This window comes from Bradyrhizobium sp. USDA 4473 (genome assembly GCF_054063335.1).
Genome location: NZ_JBSSGE010000001.1, coordinates 708,650 through 730,259 on the forward strand (window position 1 = coordinate 708,650; position 21,610 = coordinate 730,259).

Below are 21,610 nucleotides of genomic sequence, written 5' to 3' on the forward strand. Positions count from 1 at the left end.
GTTGTATCCTAATAGTTCGTATCCTATCTAATTTTTCATGCCGCCGTCGCAATCCCATATCCACGCCGAGATCGGCCGCCTGATCACCAGGCTCGGGCGGATCTGGCGCCGCGAGTCGGATCAGGCGCTATCTGAGCACGGCCTGTCCTACGCGACGGCGATTCCGCTCCTGGTGCTGTCGCGGCAGGGCGCGAACGTCCGCCAGGGCGTGCTGGCCGACGAGTTGGGGATCGAGGGGCCGTCGCTGGTGCGGTTGATCGATCTGCTGCAGTCCGAAGGCCTGGTCGAGCGTCGCGAGGACCCGACCGATCGGCGCGCCAAGACGCTGCATCTCACCCCAACCGGCCACGCCAAGGTCGAGGAAACCAACAGGGTGCTGCGCCGCGTGCGGTCGAGCCTGCTGAAGGATATCGGCAGCGAGGAACTTGCGGTAACCTTCGAGGTGCTCCTGCGCATCGAGCAGCGCGCGAGCCGCTTGCAGGACGCCAAGACGACTGCGGCCGCAACTGCCCACGAGGCGAAATAGCCATGCGCGCGGATGAGCCGTTCCTGGTCCGCCACGCGAACCTCATCTTCGCGTTGAAGACGTTCGCCGCGTCGATGCTGGCGCTCGTCATCGCGTTGATGATCGATCTGCCGCGTCCCTATTGGGCGATGGCGACGGTCTATATCACCTCGCAGCCGCTGGCCGGCGCGACCAGCTCGAAAGCGTTCTTCCGCGTCATTGGCACCCTGGTCGGCGCCAGCATGACGGTCGCGCTGCTGCCGAACCTGATCGATGCGCCGGAGCTCTTGTGCCTCGCGATCGCGCTCTGGGTCGGGCTCTGCCTGTATCTGTCGCTGCTCGACGGCACGCCGCGCAGCTATGTCTTCATGCTGGCCGGATACACCGTCGCATTGATCGGCTTTCCGTCGGTGTCCGCGCCGGGCAGCATCTTCGATATCGCGCTGGCGCGGGTCGAAGAGATTTCGCTCGGCATCATCTGCGCGAGCCTGGTCTCGACCGTGGTGTTTCCCCGCAGCGTCGCACCGGCCGTCGGCGGCCGGGTCCGGAGCTGGCTGTCGGATGCGCGCCGCCTGTCCCGCGATGTGCTGCTTGATCGCGGCAGCAGCGAGACCCGCCGGGCCGAACGCCTGCGCCTTGCGACCGACATCGTCGAGCTCGACACGCTGACCACCCATCTCGCCTATGACCGGCTGGCCGACGCCGGCCTCGTGCGCGGCCTGCGTGAAGTCCGGCTGCGCATGCTGATGCTGTTGCCGATCATCACTTCGATCGAGGACCGGCTTGTCGCGCTCGGCGAGGCGGCGCTGCAAAGGCAGCCGGAGCTGCGGCGCCTGCTCGGCAATCTCGCCGAATGGATCGTGGACGAGGACCGCCAGCGGCAATCCAGCGAACCGATCAGGGTTGCGATCGCCGAGCGGCAATCCGCACTCGACGGGCTCGCGCCGCGCGAGCGCATCATCACGATCAGCCTGCTGCTGCGGCTGCGCGAGCTTGTCGACATCTCGGCCGATTGCCGCGCGGTGGGCGATGCGATTGCCGCGGGCCGGGATATCTCGACCGTCCCGCTGGCGTTCCATCCGGAGTCGGGGGCAGCACCGGTCCGTCATCGCGACCACGGCATGGCGCTGTGGTCGGCCACAGGCGCCGCGGCGGCGATCCTGATCTGCTGCGGCCTGTGGATTGCGACCGGCTGGGCCGACGGCGCCTCGGCACCGATGATGGCGGCGGTCGCCTGCTCCTTCTTCGCCGCGCAGGATGAACCGGCGCGCAGCATCCGGGCCTTCGGCTTGTTTTCGCTGGTCGCGATCGTCGTCGTCGCGATCTATCAGTTCGCGCTGGTGCCGGGCATCTCCCATGTCGAGGTCCTGATCGCCGCGCTGGCGCCGACCTTCCTGTTGTACGGTTTCCTGATCGCGCGGCCGAAAACCGCGCCGATCGGCATGGCGCTCGCCGCCAACACCGCGACGCTGCTCGCGCTGCAATCGACCTACAGCGCGGATTTTGCCAGTTTCGCCAACACCTCCGTCGCCTTCTTCCTCGGCGTCGTCATCGCCGAGATCGTGACGCGGATCGCGCGCGGCGTCGGCGCCGAATGGATCGCCAAGCGGCTGATGATTTCGAGCTGGCAGACGCTCGCGGATGCGGCCGAGCGGCGCGGCCGCGGCGATCGCGCGCAGTTTGCCGGCCTGATGCTGCATCGGCTCGGGCTCTTGGTCCAGCGCATCGCATTCATCTCCGAGAGCGACCGCCGTGATGCCGACAGCCTGGTTCAGCTGCGCATCGGGCTCAACATCATCGACCTCAGGCGCGCCCGTTATGGTCTCGCCGCATCGACCGTGGACGCCGTCGACGACATGCTGGACAACCTCGCGGCGGCGTTTCGCGCCCATGCGGACCAGCCACTGCCGGACGAACTTCTATCATGCATCGATGCGGCGCTGACCGCGGTCGTCAAGGATCCCAATGAGCGCGCACGGGACGATGCGCTGCTCGGCCTCGTCGGCATCCGGCGCGGCCTGTTTCCGGATGCGCCCGCGTATCGATCGCAGCCCGAGGAGAGTTTTGCGGCATGAGATATGAGCTCGACATCTACGGTGTCCTGGTTCCGGCGCTGCTGCTGTGGCTCATCGTTGCCTATGCGCTGAGCGCGGTGGTGAGCCGGATCATGCAGCGCTTCGGGCTGTACCGGCTGGTTTGGCACCGCGCGCTGTTCAATTTCGCACTGTACGTATGCCTGTTGGGCGTCGTCGTTTATCTCTCGGAGTTTCTGCCATGAAGGGGAATTTCGCCTGGCTCGGCCGGGTGGCGCTGACTGCGGTCGCGCTCGTCGCTGCGCTGGCCGTCGCTCGCGCGCTCTGGATCTATTATATGGAATCGCCGTGGACCCGCGACGGCAGGGTGCGCGCCGATGTGGTTCAGGTTGCTCCCGACGTATCCGGCTTCGTCACCGACGTGCTGGTCAAGGACAACCAGCCGGTGCATCGCGGCGATATCCTGTTCCGGATCGATCGCGCGCGTTTTGCCCTGGCGTTGCAGCAGGCCGATGCCGCAGTCGCCGGACATCGCGCGACGCTGGATCAGGCCGAATCCGATCTCAAACGCTACAGCTCGCTGACAACGGATGCGGTGTCGCAGCAGAAGCAGGAGCAGGTGCTGGCCACGCAGCTCCAGGCCAAGGCCGCCTACGACCAGGCGGTCGCCGATCGCGCCGTGGCGCAGCTCAACCTCGATCGCAGCGAAGTGCGCGCGTCGGTCAACGGCACCATCACCAACATGGATCTGCGGCCCGGCGTCTACGTCTCCGCGGGCAAGGGCGTGATGGCGCTGGTCGACAGCGACACGCTGCATGTCGAAGGCTATTTCGAGGAGACCAAGCTGGCGCGCATTCACGTCGGCGACAAGGCGCAGGTCCGGCTGATGGGCGAGCCGGTCCGGCTCACCGGACATGTCGAGAGCATTGCGGCCGGCATCGAGGATCGCGACCGCGGCCAGGGCGCGAACCTGCTCGCCAACGTCAATCCGACCTTTACCTGGGTTCGGCTGGCGCAGCGCGTGCCCGTCCGCATCGCGCTCGACCAGCTGCCGGATCGCATTGCGCTGGTCGCCGGCCGTTCGGCGACGGTCGAGATCATGGACTAGCCGGCCGGGCCGCGCATGCTTGCGGTGGCTTCCGTCGCCAAGCGCGTCTACTGCACGCCGTAACGCCTGAACTCGTCGCCGATGCCGGCTTGAATTGCCTTGGCGGCTGCGATGTCGCTATTGCCGCCGGCCTTGTCGCCCTGCTTCAGCTTCGCGAGCCCGCGTCCATAGAGTGCGCTGGCGAGCTTCGGATCGACGCGAAGCGCCGAACTGTAGTCGTCGATCGCCGCGCCCAGCGCGCCGGTCTTCAGATAGACCAGGCCGCGCGAGTCATAAGTGGCAGCGTTGGCCGGTCCCGATTGCAGCGCCTTGTTGCAATCTTCCAGCGCTTGCTGCAACGCGCCGAGGATGGCCCGGCTCCAGCAGCGTCCGTTCCACACGCCGTCCAGGTTCGGCTCGAGACGAATGGCCTGATCATAGTCCTGGGCTGCGCGGGCATAGTCATGCTTCTTCAGATAGGCGCCGGCGCGGTTGGCGAAGGCCTCGCCGTAGTTCGGGTTGAGCTTGATGGCCTGATCGAAGGCGCTGGTCGCGCGATCGTAGTCGCGCTTCCCCAAATAGGCCACGCCGCGGTTGTTGAACGGCTTGATGTAGCTCGGATTGAGCTCGATCGAATGATCGAAATCCCGGATGGCGCGGTCGTATTCCCCCTTGGACGCATAGGCGCTGCCGCGATCGTTGTAGGCGATCGCGAGGCCAACCGGCGTCATGTCCTCGGCTGCGTCGATCAGCGCCGTACAGGCAACGATGCGCGCGTCGACCGCCTTGCGATCGTGGCCGCTGCACAACTCGATATTCTGCAGATAGTTGCCCTTTGGCTTCGGACTCTGCGCGGCCGTCGGCGATACGAGCAACAGCAGGAGCAGCAGCGCCACCAAGCCGCCCCCCGCGGCGGTACCCGCACGAGGCTTCATGTCTGGCTCCGGTCTTGATGACGCGGAGCCGCCGATTTCCGTGAGTAGCCGCACAAGACCGACGCCTTGCTTGCCTAGCACCCTCGACAAATACCGGGATTGAACCTGTGGTAGGTGTTTTGTTCGGGTTGCGGCGTCACGCGTGTCGCGGGCTTTCTCACGAGCTTGCTCTTGCCCTCTTCCACGAGCGTCGCGAACCTGACCGTTCCATCGTCGGAAATTTCGATGCGTGGCGTGGTGCCTCGAATTCCCATCGTCGCCGCAGGCGTGTCGATCTTCATGTCGCCTGTCTTGGCGATGTTGCCGGCGACAAAGGTGAAGGTGCCATTGGCCAATTTGAACAGCGTCGAATTCGACTTGCCGTTCGGGTCGTAGACGAACTCGGTCATGGCCATCTTGGCGTTGCTCGACAGATTGAACGAGGTGCCGTCGGTGAAGTTGATTCCGACCCGTCCGTCGGCCCCGGTCTGCACCACGTCGCCCATATAGATGCGGTCGCCAACCTTGGCCTGCGACGGCTGATCCGACAGAGCGGCCTGCACGACGACAGCACTCGGATGCTCGATCGTGACCGAGCCCGTGGCCGTCACCACCGTCCCGATGAAGTTCGCCGAGGACGTTTGAACCGCAGGTTGGGCGCGCTCGGTTTGCGCCAGCATCGGACCCGGCGTCAGCATCACGAACGCCAAAACGAAGCTTGCAAGCAATTGCACAATCAAATGGATACGCACGATCCCCTCCGTTGAGAAGATCTTGCCGTGTCACGGCGCGATGGACGATCTGGACCGCCAGGCCGGGACCGCAGGACCTTTACTGCCAAACGAGTTGTCGCAAAAACAGGCCTAAGGGCCTGGTGTGGCTCGATTAAAAATTAATAAGTGGACAATTTACTTGGTAAATATACACTAAATTCAGTGGGGCTGCACTCGGGATAATGGACAGCAGGTCTGTCGTTTCCGCGATGGCTCCCCGCCGCATTGGAAGCCGATTTTTCACTACCGAATTTGGTTTCAATCAGGACGTTTCGGCGGGCAAGCCTATGGCTGCGGGTGCGAGGTTTTTTCACCTCGTAGGGAGCGCAAGCCAGACCAAGAAAACGACGGCAGCACCTACCGCCTGAACCGTTCAGCAGGCGAAAAGCCAATGTTAGTCGCGTCCGGCGTAGCGTTCGGGGGCGCGAGCTCGGCCGTTTTAGGCCAGCTGCCCCGAGTGGTTGGCGTTGTCGATACGGTGATCGGTCGCGGCACCATTGTGCGTGCGCGCGACATCGCCGTTTTGGCCATGGCCGGCGATCCGGTTTGCCAGGGCGACATCATCGAGGTCGCGGCAGGCGGACGGGTCGACATCCGCTTGAACGATGGGGCAATGCTCTATCTGCCAGCGGGCACCCGGCTGGAATTGGGCGACTTCGCGCAGGACTCCGGCAGCAGTTCGCATCGGGGCCTGTTTGCCAAAACCAGAAGCATCTTCCGCTTGATCGGCAGCCGGCTGGCCGGGTCGGGCATCCTGACCGCGGACACGCCGATTGGCACCGTCAGGGCAAGCGGCTTCGGCCTGCTGTCGTTCGCCGCGCTGACCTTCTCGCTCTTGAAGGACGCCCGGGCCGCCGAGCCCAACGTCACCTTCCTGGACGACGACACCATCACCTACAAGGACATGCACCACGGCGTGTTCGAGCTGGTGACGAAAGAGGCGAACCCGCGGCATATCGTCGTCGACGACCCCGGGGTCACGGTCATCCTGACCACAAGAGGCTCGTCGGTCGGCGTGAGCCAGGTCTCGAACAGCCCTGCCCACATGGAGGATTTGCGCAACGCGCAACAGGAGGCGCTTGCCGGTTACGCGAAGGGAGTGTGGGCAAAGGGCTCCGGCATGCCCGCTTACGATGGGTCGCCGCTGCTGCAACCGATAAATTTTTCCGACCCGGACCCCTCGCCGATACCAAACCAGCTCGGGCCGCTCCCCGGAACTGTCCTCCCCTACGTCATCATCTACCACCCGCCGCCACAGCCGCCGAAGCTGAACCTCGGCGTGGCGCCGACCGAGGTCGATACGTCGGTATTCGACGATTTCAGCACCGCGCACGGGACCTTCTCCGCCTCCACCACCAACGGCGGCGCAATCACCTTCGGCGTCGTCGGCGGCGTCGCCAGCAACATGGTGCGGGGCGCGCAGACCTACGACGTCTCGAGCGTCGGCACCTTTGGCACGTTCTACCTCAACAGCGCGAGCGGCGCTTATACCTTCGTTCCCAACAACGATGCGATCAATGCGCTGAAGGTCAACGCGATCCAGAGCTTCGTCATCACGGTTTCGGACGGCACGCTCATCTCCAGCGAGAGCTTCAACATCACGATCGTCGGCGTCGATGACGCGTCCATCATTTCCGGCGTCATCAATGGTTCGGTGGTCGGCGCGGTCGGCGTCAACGGTGCCTCGCCCAGCCTGCTCATCGCAAACGGCCTCCTGACCGATACCGATGTCGACGATCCCGCCAACACTTTCGCGACGGTGAGCACGCCCACGACAAGCGCGGGCGGCTATGGCTCGTTCACCATCACGACGGGCGGCGTGTGGACCTACACGCTCGACAACGACAACAGCACGATTCAGGCCCTCGGGGTAGGTGATGTGCTGACCGACAGCTTCACGGTCACCACGATCGGCGGCACCCCGCAGGTCATCACGATCACCATTCACGGCCCGCTGATCGGGGCCGGGACGGCGCCGTCGCTGACGCTGAGCGAGACGCATCTGACTGCGACCGCGCTGGACGACAACATCGCGGGCTCGGCGCCGAATGCGGCACTGACGACGGTTTCGGCCGACTTCTCGGCTGCATTCGTCACCGCAAGCGGCTTGACCGGCACGACCCTCAGCTACGCGCTGACGATCACCGGGGGCAACGGCACCGCATCCGGACTGATCGATTCGCACACCGGCCTCGCCGACCTGCTGGTTCTGAACGGCAACACCATCGAAGGCCGCGTCGGCGCAATCGACGGCACGCTGGCATTCACCATCGCGCTCGATCCGGTCACGGGACGCGTGACCTTCACCGAATTCCGTGCGGTGACACAGCCGCTCGGCACCAGCCCGGACAGCGGCGAAGGCGTGACGCTTGCGACGGGGGTCGTCACCCTGATCGGGATCGTCGCGACGAACGGCGAATTCCAGGATGTGACGCTCGATCTCGGCAGCAGATTGACCATCACCGACGATGGGCCGAGCATCAGGACCAATCCCACGGCTCCGTCGCTGACGCTGAGTGAGACACATCTGACGGCGACGGTGCTGGATGACGGCATCGCAGGCTCGGTACCCAACGCGTCGCTGACGACGACGTCAGCCGACTTCTCGACCGCGTTCAGTTCGGTTCAGGGCGCGGACGGCGCAACGATCCAGTATGCGCTGGCGATCGCCGGCGGCAACGGCGCCGCCTCGGGCCTGATCGATTCGCACACCGGCCTTGCCGACGTGCTGGTCCTGAACGGCAACACGATCGAAGGCCGGGTCGGCGGCACCGCCGGCACGCTGGCATTCGCCATCACGCTCGATCCGGCGACCGGGCGGGTGACTTTTACCGAGTACCGGCCGGTGAAACAGCCGTTCGGCACCGACCCGGACGGCGGCGAGGCCATCGGGCTATCTGCCGGAGTGGTCAGCCTGATTGCAACCATCACCGACAGGGATGGCGACTTCCAAAGCGCGAGCCTCGATCTCGGCAGCCGGCTGAGCATCAGCGACGACGGCCCGACGATTGCCACCAGCGGGACGACGCCATCGCTGACGCTGAGCGAATCGCATCTGACTGCAACGGCGCTGGATGACAACATCCCGGGTTCGGCTCCGGATCTGTCGCTGACGACGATCTCTGCCGATTTCTCGACGGCCTTCACCTCGGTCCAGGGCGCGGACAGTGCCGCAATCCGCTATTCGCTGACAATCGCGGGCGGCAACGGCGCGGCGTCGGGTCTGATCGATTCACACACCGGGCTGGCCGACGTGCTGGTCCTGAACGGCAACACCATCGAGGGCCATGTCGGCACGACCACCGGCACCTTGGCGTTCAGCATCGCACTTGATCCGATGACGGGCCGGGTCACCTTCACCGAGTACCGCGCGGTGAAGCAGTCCGGCACCAGCTCCGAGGGCGGCGTCACGTTGGGCGCGGGCATTGTAAGCCTGGTCGCCACGATCACCGACAAGGATGGCGATTTCCAGATCGCCCACATCGATCTTGGCCAGCAGCTCACGATCACGGGCGACAACCCGAGCATCGCGACCAATGGCACCACCCCCTCGCTGACGCTCAGCGAGACACATCTGACCGCGACCGCGTTCGACGACAATATCGCAGGCTCGGCGCCGAACGCGGCGCTGACGACGACGTTTGCCGACTTCTCGACGGCGTTCAGCTCGGTTCAGGGCGCGAATGGCGCGACCATCGGCTACACGCTGACCATCACCGGCGGCAACGAGACCGCCTCGGGCCTGATCGACTCGCATACCGGCCTTGCCGACGTGCTGGTCCTGAACGGCAACACCATCGAAGGCCACGTCGGCACAACCACCGGCACGCTGGCATTCACCATCACGGTCAATCCGGCGACGGGACGCGTGACGTTCACCGAATACCGCGCGGTGGTGCAGCCGCTCGCCAGCAGCCTGGATACCGGCGAAGCCATCGGTTTCAGCTTCGGAATCGTGAACCTGGTGGCGACGATCACCGACAACGACGGCAATGCGCAGAGCGCGAGCCTGGATCTCGGCAAGCAACTCACGATCACCGACGACGGCCCGAGCATCAGGACATCGGGTACGACGCCAGCGCTGTCGCTGAGCGAGACTCACCTCACGGCGACGACATTCGACGACAACATCGCGGGCTCGGCGCCGAATGCGGCGCAGACCACGACAGCAGCCGACTTCTCGACGGCCTTTAGCTCGGTCCAGGGCGCCGATGGCGCGACCATCAGCTACGCGCTGGCGATCGCAGGCGGTAACGGCACCGCGTCGGGCCTGGTCGATTCGCACACCGGCCTCGCCGACGTGCTGGTCCTGAACGGCAACACTATCGAGGGCCATGTCGGCGCCTCCACTGGCGCGCTGGCGTTCACCATCACGGTTGATCCGATGACCGGGCGCGTCACCTTCACCGAGTACCGGGCAGTGACACAGCCGCTTGGCACCGATCCGGATCACGGCGAAGGCGTCACGCTCGCCGGCGGGATCGTCAGCCTGACGGCCACCATCACCGACAAGGATGGTGACTTCCAGAGCGCGAGCCTTGACCTCGGCAAGCAGTTGACGATCACCGACGACGGTCCGAGCATCAGGCTGAGCGGGACGATCCCAGCGTTGTCGCTGAGCGAGACGCACCTGACGGCGACCACATTCGACGACAACATCGCGGGCTCGGCGCCGAATGCGGCGCAGACCACGACAGCAGCCGACTTCTCGACCGCTTTCACCTCGGTTCAAGGCGCCGACGGCGCGACCATCAGCTACGCGCTGAAAATCACCGGCGGCAACGGGACCGCGTCCGGCCTGATCGATTCGCACACCGGCCTCGCCGATGTGCTGGTTCTGAACGGCAACACGATCGAGGGCCGCGTCGGCACCACAACCGGCGCCCTGGCCTTCACCATCGCGATCGATCCGGCCGCCGGGTTCGTCACCTTCACCGAGTACCGCGCGGTGACACAGCCGCTCGGGACCAACCCGGACAACGGCGAAGGCGTCACGCTCGGCGGCGGCATCGTCAGCCTGACGGCGACGATCACCGACACGGACGGCGACTTCCAGAGCGCGAGCCTCGATCTTGGCAAGCAGCTGACCATCACTGACGACGGCCCGAGCATCATGCTGAGCGGGACCACGCCGTCGCTGACGCTGAGCGAGATGCACCTGACGGCCACGGCGTTCGACGACAACACGGCCGGTTCGGCGCCGAACGCGTCGCTGACGGCGACGTCAGCCGACTTCTCGACGGCATTCTCCTCCGTTCAAGGCGCGGATGGTGCATCCGTCGGCTACGCATTGACGATCACCGGCGGCAACGGCACCGCCTCCGGCCTGATCGACTCGCACACCGGTCTCGCCGACATACTGGTTTTGAACGGCGACACGATCGAAGGGCATGTCGGCTCGACCACCGGTACGCTGGCATTCACCATCGAAATTGACCCGGCGACGGGTTCCGTGACCTTCACCGAGTATCGCCCGGTGACGCAACCGCTCGGCACCGCCCCCGACATCGGCGAGGCCGTCGCGCTGAACGCCGGAACCGTCAACTTGGTTGCGACCGTCACCGACAAGGACGGCGACTTCCAGAGCGCGAGCTTCGATCTCGGCAAGCAGCTGACGATCGCCGACGACGGCCCGTCGATTGGCGGCTTCCCGGACACCGACATCGCCGCTCAGGACAACCAGACCGTCAACGGCACTTACAGCATCAATTTTGGCGCGGATGGCGACGCCGGAATGTCCGTTGCGGTCCACAACGGCGCGGTCGGCGCCACCGGCTACAATCTGGCCACCTCAAGCCTCGGCGGCGGCATCACCTCGGTGCATGTCACCGGAAACGGCGATGACTATAGTTTCTACTATACGACCCATGTGGTGAGCGGCGGCGTCGAAATGGACGCCTACCTTTCGGACTCCGGCGGCACGCTGGCCGATCCCTACTTCAAGCTGCTGATCGATCCGGACGGGACCTTCTCCTTTAATCTCGAGAGTGTCGATGTGCTGAAGCAGGTGACCGTAGCGGGCTCCACGTTCGGCGCCTCGGGCGGCGGCACGCCGTCTCTGACGGCTCCGGATGGCGAGCTCGTCATCACGGGATCCGACAACAGCGGTCATCCGATCGATGTCAAGGCGTCGAGCAATGGCATTGCGGTCGGCGATACCGGGCTGAGCATGGATCCCAATGAGCAGTTGAACCTCGCATTCTCCAACGAGCAGCCGCAGATCAGCTTCATGCTGACCCAGTGGCAAGGCAACGGCACGGCGGGCGTGGTCTTCAAGGTGCTCGACGGCAGCTCCGACGTACACGACTTCAGCATCGACATTCCAAAGCCACATAGCGGCAACACCACCGTCTTCGTGCAGCAAACGTCGGACAGCTCGCTGATCAACACGTCGACCTTCGACGGCGCGACATCGACCTACACGCTCTATGTCGGCAAGGAGTTCAATCAGGTCCAGATCGACTACAATCAGGCGGCAAGCGGCAACGCCACCTTCACGATCAACAACATCACCTATAACGAGAAGACGACCATTCCGAGCACCGATCTGCTGTTCGACGTGCTCGCCACCGACAGGGACGGCGATTCGGCTGCGACCAACCTTCAGGTCGATATTCTGGGCGTCACGACCGCGGCCCCCGCGCCGATCTTTGCTGCCATGGGCAGCAGCATCATTTCAGACCCGATTACGCACGTGCAGCACGATCTGATTTTGTAGGCCCTGAAGCCTGGTGAAGGTTCTGGCCCGCGCCAAACGTTGGCGCGGGCCGGGATTTTGTCTCGAGACTGGTCTCGTATCAGTGCCAGCCTTCGCCGGCCTTCAGCGCGGCCGAGAGGCTGCGCGTGGGACGCGTCACCAGCGGCTCCAGATCGAAGCGCTTCTCGAGCATCCTGATGATCGACGTGGTGTCGAAGTCCTCATGCGCGACGCCCGACTTGTTGAAGCGCTTGGCGATCAGCAGCGCCGGAATGCGGGTGCCCGGGCCCCACTGGTCCGCAGCCCTGGCTTCGGCGCCGTGACGGTTGTGCGGCGGCGGCGGGACGTGATCCCACTGGCCCCCGAACTCGTCATAGGTGATGACGATCAGCGTGTCCTTGCCGTCAGGCCCCTCGACGATCGCCTTGACGAGATCGACCAGATGCTGGCTGCCTTCGGACTCGCTGGTGTAGCCGGGATGCTCGTTCTCCTCGCCTATCGGCTTGATGAAGCTGACCTGCTTGAGCCGGCCGTTCTTGGCCGCCTGAATGAACTCCGCCTCGTCCTTCAGGTGGTCCCGGCGGGCCTGCGTGCCTGGCGCATAGTTGGCGAAGTAGTTGAACGCCTGATGGTGATACTGAAAGTCCACGTCGGGGCAGTTCGGGAACACTGCGGTGGAGACATGGTTCGGATCGGTGCAGGTGGTTCCGTTGCCGTTGGTCCAGCCGGAGGCACCGACGTCGCCGTTGGCGTTCGACCAGCCGCCGGAATACCAGGCCCAATCAACATGCTTGGCCGACAGCCGATCGCCGATATTCGGCGTGTGCAGCGGCGGCAGGCGCTTGATGTCGGGGGTACCCGGCGAATAGGGCTGATAGGTCGGCTGCGTGGTGTTGACCGCGTAGTCGCCGCAGGCGAGGCCGGCCGGCAGACCGGTCTGGTTGCACTTGGCGGTCAGCTGCGCATCTTTCACGGTCGAGAGCGGGGTATAGAGCGGCGTGCTGGTCGGCATGCCGTTGGCGTCGACGATCGAGTGGAAGTCGTTGGCGCTGCCGTCGTTCAAGGCGCCGACGAACTGCGGCGCCGCGGCCGCGACCAGGAACTGGTGGTTGAGGAACGAACCGCCGAACGCACCCTGGAAGAAGCTGTCGGCAATGACGTAGTTCGGCGCGCCGTGGCCGTGGAGATAGGTGTAGATCGGCAGCTTCTTGGTGTCGTAATAGCCCATCACCAGGCCCGCAGCATCGCTGCCGGTCATGTAGCGGTTCTGCCGGCCGCCATTGAGCTGATACTGCTCGCTGTAGAAGCGGTGCACGATGTCCTCGGTGCAGCCGCCGGGCGCGCCGCTGCCGTTGAGGAAGCCGTGCGCCGCGAAAGCGCCGAGCGGTTTCGGACAGGTGGTCGCCGAGGTCGGGATGAACTCGTTGATCTCGAACGGCTTGTTCTTGAAGGCGCTGAGGATCGCGACCGAGCCGGTGTTGTCGGTGCAGGTGGTCGGCTGCGGCGACGGCGAGGTCAGGTTGACGTCGTTCTGCAACAGACAGGCATAGACGGTCTGATTGTCCTGCCGGACCTGCAGCGTATGGGCCTGGTCGGCGTCGGAGGTGCCGTTGATCCGGTCACGGCCGACATCGCCCCAGTGCCCGTAGAGGTTATCGAAGCTGTGGTTTTCCTGGTAGATGACGACGATGTGCTTGTACTGATGCACACCTTCATGGCCGCGGTCGCGCAGATTACGCAATTCGTCCCGCACCTCGTGCTTGAACTCATCAACGATCTTTTCGACCAAATTCTCAGCGTTTGCCACCGGCGAGATGGCAACGGCGCCAGCAACAATCGCGAGCGCCGGAATGGCTCCCCAAAGCCGCATAGTGCTCTCCTGATTTCAGAAAGAAATAGAAATGGAATTACACGCTATGCAAAACACATTTCGCTGGGATGACCGTTTTTCGACGCCCACACAAACGCATCATTGGAGCGCTTTCGCGCCGATAAAGTTTTTGCCGGATGAGATGTGCAGATCGGTTTCTGCTTGGTTGCCGTCATCAAATCGCAATCAACAATCGTCTATCCAATCAGACGGTCATTGATCCTGCCGACAGGAAACTGCCACACGCGTGACATCTTCCGACGCGCGGCGGCGCATATGCATTGTGACGGAGGGCATCATCTCGCAATGGCTTGGGATATTCTGGCGTCCGAGTTCGGAAGATGTCGCGACACGTCCGCCGATCGCGCGAGACCGGCACGTATCGTGTTGCTGGCACTCGTCGTTGCCCTGCTTCCGTTGCGCGCGATAGCCTTCCCGCTCGGCGGCGACCAGACCGTGCTGCCGGCCGGCACCGAATTGTCCGAAGACGCGCTGGCGCGGCCGCGCGAGCTGTTTGATTCGGAAGCGATGGGCGGGCGAAAGTCCTATCTGGTCAATCTCGGCGATCTCGCCTTCAACTCGCCCGCCATCCTGGGCGGCAAGGCGCGCCAGGCCGAGATGAGCTGCGGCACCTGCCACGTCAACGGCGCATCGAACCCGAAACTGTTCGTTCCGGGCGCATCCTCCCGCCCGGGCACGTTCGACACCACAAGCCTGATCTTCAACGCGAAGACATTCAACAGCATCCTCGATCCGGTCAGGATTCCGAGCCTGCGGGGCGCCCGCTTCCTCGCCCCCTACGGGCACGACGGGCGCATCACCTCGCTGCGCGAGTTCGTATATAATGTCATCGTCAATGAATTTTCCGGCCCGAGGCCGAGCGACCAGGTCCTCGACGGCCTTGTCGCCTATATCAACGACATCGATTTCCTGCCCAATCCAAAGCTTGCGCCCGGCGGCAGGCTCGGCGCGCAGGCCAGTGTCGAGGAACGGCGCGGCGAGCAGTTGTTCTTCAAGCCGTTCCCGAAGCAGGCCGAGCTGAGCTGCGCCGGCTGTCATATCCCCGCGAGCACCTTCAGCGACCAGCTGCGTCACGACATAGGCTCTGGCGGACTGGTCAAGACCCCCACTTTGCTGAACGCCAATTTCAATGCGCCCTACTTCCACGACGGCCGCTACGACACTTACGAGCAGGTGGTCGAGCATTTCGACCGGGTGTTCGACCTCGAGCTGTCGGCCCAGGACACGCAGGACCTCGTGGCCTATCTGAATGCGGTCGGCGACGGCGAACGCCCCTTCGACAAGGACGGCGTCGTGCTCCGGATGAAGGAAGTGCTCGAGCTCTCGAGCGTGCTCGAGGTCGCGATCGCGGCCGCCGATACCGCGGTGGTGTCATTGGCCGTGACCGGGGTTGGCGCCGAGCTGCGCGAATTGACCGAGCATATCCCCGACATCAGGAACGCGACGGTCGGCGGCAAGGACGAGCGGCTGGCGGCGCGTGCGATCCTCAAGGATCTCGTCCTCACCCTGCGCCGCATCGATCTCGAGGTCACGGCCGGCCATACCGACGAAGCGATGGCCGAATATCGCAGGTTTGCCCAGCTGGTGAATTTCGACGTTCCCGTCGTCCTGAAAAAGGCCGAGCCCTGGTCGCTGTTCAACGGCAACGTGCATCAGTCGCACTACTCCGCACTCGGCCGGTTGCTGCCGGCGACCAGCCAGCAATCGCAGTGACGCAGCGCATGCTCACTGCGAGGCCGGCGGCGCGACCCACACATCGCTCTGCTGGATCCTGCGGATCAGCGCCTGCGGATCGAACTTGCGCAGACCTGCCGGGATTTCGAAGGCCTGCGCCGGCTGCGGCTCGTCGCGGATGTGCTCGGCGGCGATCACGGTCCCATCCGCGGTCCTGATCCGCACCGGAAACCGGCGTGCGCGGTCGATCCAGCCGACAAAGCCGGCACCGGATGGCGCCGTGATCCGATAGATCTCCGTGTTGCGGCCGCTGACTGCTTCCGCACCGTCGCGTTGGCAATGCCACGCGGCGGGATCGACCGACGCAGCCAGTTGCGCGATCGCCTGCCATTGCCGGCAGGGATCGTCCGGATCGACCGCAACGAACATCCCTGTCAACGGGCTGGACTGCCTCGCGTCCATGAAAACATGCGCGCCGGGACGGACGAAAACCGCCGCCGGCTTGGCCGCATCGATGAGGAAGAAGCCGTCCGGCAGCGCGCTGGTCTCCAGTCGCACCCGTCCGTCCAGCACCCGCAAAGCTCCCACGGTGGTTGCCGCATCGTCTTTCCTGGCAACGAGGTCGGCGGAAAACTGCTGCGCCACGGCCTGCGTCGCGGCATTCGCCAGAATGGACATCGCAAGCAGGCCGGCTGCCGCTCTCGGCTTCGCGTGACGCTTCATCTGACGTTTTCCGGTCGATTGGGTGGTCGATGGGCAGAACATGACGGCGCCGACCGAACCATCGGTTCGATCGGCGCCGGCCTAGGCTCGGATCAAGTGCTCGTTGTGGACGAGCGCTCGATCACTCGGTGTAGGACAACGTGACCGGCTTGCTGAAGTCGAACGCGTCGAACAGATCAGACAGCGCCGGGCTGTTGGTCGGAACGTACTCGTTGTTCTTCGCGTAGCTCGGGTTCGGCAAATTGTCGCGGCTGCGGTTCGTCAGCGGCTCGAGACCCCAGTTGCGCTCGATGAACTTCAGCAGCGACACGTGGTCGGCGTAGTTGTGGTTGACCTTGCCGCCGGTCGAATAGGGCGAAAGGATCAGGGTCGGAATACGCGGTCCGTCGCCGAAGAAGTCGATCGACTGCGTGTAGCCCGAGTCCCAATAGCCGCCGGCCTCGTCCCAGGTGATGAAGACAGCGGTTTCCGCCTTCAGCTCCGGGTTGTTCTCCAGCGCGTTGAGCACGTTCAGGACATAGGCCTCGAACAGATCAACCTTCGAGCTCTGCGGATGACCGTCGAGCAGACCGTCCGGCTTGCCGAATGACACCGCAGGCAGCGTGTTGCCCTGGATCGCCGTGATCAGATCGGCAGTATCCTTCATGTGAGCCTGACGCACGGCCGGGTTGGCCATGATCGAGGTCGCATACTGGAACGGATTGCAGATCTGGCAGTAGGCCACGCCGAGCGCGTGCGCCGGATCGGCGACCGCAGCGGCGCTGAGGTTCGGGTTCGACGGATTGGCCGCAACCGCGGCGTTGGAAAGCGCCACGGCGTCGTTGAACGCACCACCATAGAACGCCCAGGAGATGTTCTTCTCCATCAGCGCATCGCCGATCGTGCGAACCGACGACGGCGGCACGTTGTTGCCACCCGACAGCGCACCGTTCGGCAGATAGCCCGGATTGACGTTGTTGAGCATGTAGTAGTGGTTCGGCTTGCAGTTCGGCTCCGCCGCGTACGGCAGGTTGTTGAGGTAGGTGACGATCGGCTTCACGCCGGGTTGGAAGATATCGGAGCAATTGCTCCAATTGCCGTCGACGGTGTAGCGGTTGACCGAGCCCGCGACCGGGTTCGGGTTGGCGATCAGGGCGGCCGGCGGCGTCACCGGGTTGCCCTTGCCGTCGCTCCAGAACTCCGCGTCGCCGGTGCCGAGCATGAAGTGGTTCGCGCCGGTGCCGCCGTGGAACGACTGGTGGAAGTTGTCGCTCAGGGTAAAGCGGTCGGCCAGCATCTTCAGGACCGGAGCCTGACCCTGCTGGGCATTATAGAAGCCCATCGAGTTGGCCATGCTCTTGTTGGACGACGAGTAGGTCGCCATCACGAACGGGAACAAATCGTTCAAGCAGCCCGAATTGTTCTTCTTGGTGGCGTTGGCGGCGCTGCAATCTTCCTGCTGCCAGTCCTGGTAGAAGCGATGCGTCGAATCGCCGGTGTAATCGTCGTCGCTGATCTGCTCGCCCTGCAGCGGGAACGGTCCGTTCAGGCCGCCGGCGCCGGGAACGCGGGTATCAAGCACACCGGTCGGCAGGCCGCTGAAGCCGGTGGTGAGGATATCGAGATCGGCCGGGTCCATGTCCTTCTCGACGCTGGCCTCGGCGATCGTCTTGAACGGAGGCGACGTGTCGCTCTGCGCGGTCGGCGTGCCGTTGGTGTTCGGCTGCGGCATCAAATTGGTCGCGTTGTAGAGCGACTTCGAGATGACAGGCGCGCCGATATAGTAGGCGGTCTGGCCCGCGACCGAATACTGCTGCGCCTGCGCGAAGTTCGGTCCCGGCGTTCCATCCTCGTTGACGATGCCCTTCGACAACAGGTTGGAGATGGTCTGCCCCTTGCCCTTCGGCTTGTAGACACCGAACGTGTGATCGAGGCCGCGGTTCTCGCCGATCAGAATGATGACGTGCTTGATCGGCGACGCGGTCTTCACGCCGTGATCGCCGTCGCCATGATGGCCATGGTCCTCATGCTTCGCACGATTGCCCTCTTCGTGCGCCTGATTGGTGTGATGCGAACGCTTGTCCCAATCACTGCGACCGCCCGGATAGTGCGCGGCATATGCGGCTGTTGCGACGAGCACCGTTGACGCGATGCAGAGCGCGGTGCTGGTTCGCCAGTGCTTTTTGTAATTCAAACTCATTGTCGACCTCAGGGTGTTTTGCGGTTAGCAACGCACCCTGCTTAGTGCGGCAGTATGACGCATGATTTTCGCTTACGTGAAAGCGCGCGAGAAATTTCGAACCGTTCAAAGATTTTCTGTGGAGACATCTGCAGCGCGCGCAGCTGCACGATCCTGCACTTCAACGGATGATCGAAATTGATCGAGCGATCCGCGCAACGATGCGGATCGCGAATGCACTGCAAGTGCAGCGCAATCAGTGCGCAACATGCCTGGAGCGCATCACCTGGCGAAGCGCAGCATAATGCTGGTCATGCACGTCTTGATTGAACAGCGACCACGGCTCGGCGCTCGCCAGGAGCGCCGGCACCGCAGCGGCCATCAGATTGCGATAATTCCTGAACTCGTTCGCCGCATCGGCGTTGCGTCCTGCAGCAACCGCCATCTCGATGCGCCGCAGCGTCAGCACGAGCTCCTTGAGACCGTTGCGCGCGAGCACGCGCTGCTGCTCGCCGCCGGATACGCTGGTATTCTTGCGGTCGGGATATTGCTCGGTCAACTCGCGCAGTTCGCGCCCGATCGTGTCGACCGCAAGCGCGACGACGTCCTTGTCGCCGGCAGGAATCGCGGTCGCGAGCACCGACGAGAAATCGTTGATCTCCTTCAGCGTCGCACCGGCTCCGTCGCGCTCGTAGGGCTGCACGCCATCGCCGATCGCCGTGAGATAGGCGACGAGGTCGCCCTTGTCCTGCGCCGAGAGCTCAAGCTGAAAGGTCCGGTCGAAATAATCGACGACCTGGTTGTAATTGTCGAAGCGGCCGTCGTGGAAATACGGCGCGTTGAAGTCGGCGTTGCGCAGCGTCGGCGTCTTGAACAGGCCGCCCGACCCGACGTCATGCTGCTGGTGATCGACGAATCCGGACGAAGGAACGTGGCACCCCGCACAGCTCAGCGCCGCATCGTGCGGGAACGGCTTTGCGAACAACGCTTCGCCGCGACGCTCCGCGTCGGTGATCCTGCCGGCCAGCCGCCCGGCGGGACCGAGGCTCGGATTGGGCAGGAAGTCGATGTCGTGGAGATACGCCACGATGGCATCGAGCGTCGCCGGCGACGGCTCGGGACCCGCGAACTCGTTGGTGATGACGTTGTGGACGAAGTCGCGCAGCGAGGCGAAGCGGCCATCGGCGCCGTAGGGCGCCAGATAGCGGGCGCCGCGCAGGCTCGGGATCCGCACCGGATCGAACGCCAGGTTGTTGGCCTTCGGATTGAACAGTGCACCCGTGGTATCGAACGTGCCGGGCCGGCTCGACATCTTCGGCATGAAGAACTTGGCGTTGTTCGCGCCATTGACGTGGCAAGTGCCACAGCTCACGCCGGCCTGCCGCGCCACCTCGCCGAGCAGCCCGGGCGAATTGAACGCGAGATCGCCGAGATTGACCAGATACGACTTGGCTCCGGTCCGCTCCGACTGGAACACCTCGCGCGGCTTGTCGAGCGCATCCTCGTTCAGCTCGGTCGCAACCGGCAGCACGGTCTTGTCACCGTCGACCGGAAACGCCGCCGCGCGTCCGAGCAGCGCAAGGGCGAAGGCAGCGGAGAGCAGCGTGGCCAGACGCTGGTGAAGCGATCTCATCGCGCCTGGGCCTCCAGGGTCGGGCGCTGCAGCCCGAGCTTGGCCGACGCGCTCTGCAATGCGACGACCAGTTCCTCGCTGGTCTGGCGCAGATCGGCGATGTTGACATGCGGCAGATCGGGCGTCGCGACGATCGCCTCGAGCTGCTCGATCCGGTTGGTCACCATCTCGTCGAGCTTGCCGTCGACGGTGTTGAGCGCGGCGGAGAAGATCGTGTGGTAGGCGAAGTCGATGCCGGCGATGTTGTTGCGCATGTCGTCCAGCGAGGTGCCGCTGATGCGCGACTCGCCGCCATCCGCCTTGCTCTCGCCGACCTCATAGGCGAGCCGCACGGTACCATCCAGCAGCCCTTGCGGCGTCAGCTTGATATCCCTGAGCTTGCCGTGCAAATCGTTGAGGTGCTCGACGAGGCCGGCCGCATCGGTGGCTACCTCGGTGCTGCCGGCGCCGAACAGCTTCGCCTCGATGGCGTGGAATCCAGTGTCTGCGTTCGGCCAGGCGTCGATCTGCGCATCGAGCTCGGGCACGAAGCCCGCGGTGAATACTTCCGAGCGCTCCCAGCCGGCGCGCGCCGACAGCCAGGCCTTCTTCGCACCGGGCAGATCCGCCGCAGCGGCGCGCTCGCGCAACGCACGCGCGCCCGCCAGCGCGCTGGCGACGCCCTCGATCAGATACGGCCGATAGCGCTCGGCGCCGTCCTCGAGAGCGCCAGCTTTCGCGGCGCGCACGCCTGCCGACGCTGCCAGCAAAGCCAGGCACGCCGCCACTCGCATCATGTACATAGCCAACCCACTCATCGGCCGCGAAGGGCTCGCGGCACGTAGCGGAGCGAACTATTGTCGGTATCCACTGCGGATTTGTGACAGCGCAGACTTTTTGTCGCATCTTTTCTGCTTGGCGATCGTTGTTGACGATCACAATCGCGCAAAAAACATCGCGGGATGATTGGTCGATTAGAAATGCACTGTTCAACGCGCGCGCATTGTTGCAACACAGGGCCGGCACGCGTCACACTTGTCCCGCCACCATGCAGATCGATCGCGAAGCTCTTTATTTCATCGGATCCTACGGCGCGCTTTGCCTGCTCTGCTGTGCCGTGGCGCTGATCGATCTGCGCCACGGCATCATTCCCAATTGGCTGAACCTTGCGATCGCGGCGCTCGGGCTGGCGAACGTCGTCATCACGGACAGCACGACAGCCGCCTTCAGCGCGCTTGGGATCGCCGTCCTCGTCGGCGTCCTGTTCTTTCTATTGCAGCGGCTTTACTTCGTCCTACGGCACGTGGACGGCCTGGGACTGGGCGACGTCAAGTTTCTCGCCGCCGCGACGATCTGGGTCGGTGCCTTAGGCATTCCGACGCTGCTGCTGATCGCGGCGCTCGCGGCCCTTGGCGTTGCCGGCGGCCTGCAGCTTGCGGGACGTGAAATGAAGCGCCAGACCTCGATTCCGTTCGGTCCGTTCCTTGCGCTCGGGCTTCTTCTGACGCCAGCCCTTCAGAACTGGCTCGGGTTGGCGACCTAG

14 protein-coding genes are annotated in these 21,610 nt (G+C 64.2%); 7 read left to right on the forward strand and 7 right to left on the reverse strand.

What is annotated here, in order from left to right:
- The first annotated feature begins 37 nt into the window (after nt 1–37).
- Genes ACVW17_RS03380 through ACVW17_RS03395 form a run of 4 tightly spaced genes read left to right on the forward strand, consistent with a single transcriptional unit; the run spans nt 38 to nt 3,646 of the window.
- Nucleotides 38–526 (forward strand): MarR family winged helix-turn-helix transcriptional regulator, encoded by a 489-nt coding sequence (locus ACVW17_RS03380; RefSeq protein ID WP_456750457.1) that lies wholly within the window; start codon nt 38–40, stop codon nt 524–526.
- A gap of 2 nt (nt 527–528) precedes the next feature.
- Nucleotides 529–2,580, forward strand: coding sequence for an FUSC family protein (locus ACVW17_RS03385; RefSeq protein WP_456750458.1), 2,052 nt, complete (start codon nt 529–531; stop codon nt 2,578–2,580).
- Entirely contained in the window at nt 2,577–2,783 is a 207-nt protein-coding gene (locus ACVW17_RS03390; protein ID WP_353699194.1) for a DUF1656 domain-containing protein, read from the forward strand. Before ACVW17_RS03385 ends, ACVW17_RS03390 begins: the two co-directional genes overlap by 4 nt.
- Complete coding sequence (locus ACVW17_RS03395) at nt 2,780–3,646, forward strand: efflux RND transporter periplasmic adaptor subunit (RefSeq protein WP_456750459.1); 867 nt, start codon at nt 2,780–2,782, stop codon at nt 3,644–3,646. The genes ACVW17_RS03390 and ACVW17_RS03395 overlap by 4 nt, the downstream gene beginning before the upstream one ends.
- Before the next feature lie 47 nt (nt 3,647–3,693).
- Here the strand turns inward: ACVW17_RS03395 and ACVW17_RS03400 are convergent, their stop codons facing one another.
- Entirely contained in the window at nt 3,694–4,560 is an 867-nt protein-coding gene (locus ACVW17_RS03400) for a tetratricopeptide repeat protein (protein WP_456750460.1), read from the reverse strand.
- A gap of 74 nt (nt 4,561–4,634) precedes the next feature.
- Complete coding sequence (locus ACVW17_RS03405; protein WP_456750461.1) at nt 4,635–5,291, reverse strand: FecR family protein; 657 nt, start codon at nt 5,289–5,291, stop codon at nt 4,635–4,637.
- A 478-nt stretch (nt 5,292–5,769) separates the two neighbouring features.
- Between ACVW17_RS03405 and ACVW17_RS03410 the strand changes: the two genes are divergently transcribed.
- Nucleotides 5,770–12,030 (forward strand): DUF5801 repeats-in-toxin domain-containing protein, encoded by a 6,261-nt coding sequence (locus ACVW17_RS03410; RefSeq protein ID WP_456750462.1) that lies wholly within the window; start codon nt 5,770–5,772, stop codon nt 12,028–12,030.
- A 79-nt stretch (nt 12,031–12,109) separates the two neighbouring features.
- Here ACVW17_RS03410 and ACVW17_RS03415 read toward each other — a convergent pair whose 3' ends face one another.
- Nucleotides 12,110–13,879 (reverse strand): alkaline phosphatase family protein, encoded by a 1,770-nt coding sequence (locus tag ACVW17_RS03415; RefSeq protein WP_456796780.1) that lies wholly within the window; start codon nt 13,877–13,879, stop codon nt 12,110–12,112.
- A 384-nt stretch (nt 13,880–14,263) separates the two neighbouring features.
- Between ACVW17_RS03415 and ACVW17_RS03420 the strand changes: the two genes are divergently transcribed.
- Nucleotides 14,264–15,613, forward strand: coding sequence for a cytochrome c peroxidase (locus ACVW17_RS03420; protein WP_456750464.1), 1,350 nt, complete (start codon nt 14,264–14,266; stop codon nt 15,611–15,613).
- 12 nt (nt 15,614–15,625) lie between these two features.
- Here the strand turns inward: ACVW17_RS03420 and ACVW17_RS03425 are convergent, their stop codons facing one another.
- The 4 genes from ACVW17_RS03425 to ACVW17_RS03440 form a co-directional block, all read right to left on the reverse strand.
- Nucleotides 15,626–16,297 carry a hypothetical protein gene (locus tag ACVW17_RS03425; RefSeq protein ID WP_456750465.1) on the reverse strand — a complete coding sequence of 224 codons (672 nt, stop codon included), beginning with the start codon at nt 16,295–16,297 and terminating at the stop codon, nt 15,626–15,628.
- A 121-nt stretch (nt 16,298–16,418) separates the two neighbouring features.
- A complete protein-coding gene (locus tag ACVW17_RS03430) occupies nt 16,419–18,476 on the reverse strand; it encodes an alkaline phosphatase family protein (RefSeq protein ID WP_456750466.1) in 2,058 nt (685 codons plus the stop codon).
- A 235-nt stretch (nt 18,477–18,711) separates the two neighbouring features.
- Nucleotides 18,712–20,088: a cytochrome c peroxidase gene (locus tag ACVW17_RS03435; RefSeq protein ID WP_456750467.1), complete on the reverse strand. Its 1,377-nt coding sequence runs from the start codon at nt 20,086–20,088 to the stop codon at nt 18,712–18,714.
- Nucleotides 20,085–20,870, reverse strand: coding sequence for an EfeM/EfeO family lipoprotein (locus ACVW17_RS03440; protein WP_456750468.1), 786 nt, complete (start codon nt 20,868–20,870; stop codon nt 20,085–20,087). Before ACVW17_RS03440 ends, ACVW17_RS03435 begins: the two co-directional genes overlap by 4 nt.
- Nucleotides 20,871–20,995: 125 nt before the next feature.
- On the opposite strand from ACVW17_RS03440, the gene ACVW17_RS03445 reads away from it, so the two are divergent.
- The gene (locus ACVW17_RS03445) at nt 20,996–21,610 is read left to right on the forward strand and encodes a prepilin peptidase (RefSeq protein ID WP_456750469.1); all 615 of its coding nucleotides are present in this window, start codon (nt 20,996–20,998) and stop codon (nt 21,608–21,610) included.